The following is a 245-nucleotide window of genomic DNA, read 5'->3' as shown; positions in this document are numbered from 1 at the left end:
GTACCATCCTCATACAACGGGTCAGGAAAACCATTCGGAAAGAAAAACTTCTTATACTCCTCCATACTTGACCAAGGATATTCAACCCCATCAGCAGCAATCACCACACTGTTGACAAAGAACTCTTCCACCCGAGACAAACTCTCTTGCGAAAGTTCGAATCCCCACCCAAATAAAACTTTGTACAGCCCGCTACCATGAATTGGACGAATACTGTAGTACGTATCCATCTCTTCAAGAATATT

At 42.9% G+C, this 245-nt stretch carries 1 pseudogene; it reads right to left on the bottom strand.

Features of this window, described 5'->3' with window-relative positions:
* Window positions 1-245 (bottom strand): annotated as a pseudogene (locus HMPREF2958_RS11035) (hypothetical protein); the annotation flags it as partial.

The organism is Rothia sp. HMSC036D11 (genome assembly GCF_001814205.1).
Lineage (GTDB): Bacteria > Actinomycetota > Actinomycetes > Actinomycetales > Micrococcaceae > Rothia > Rothia dentocariosa.
The sequence above is the reverse complement of the archived record's forward strand: the minus strand, read 5'-3'. Positions and strand labels throughout refer to the sequence as shown.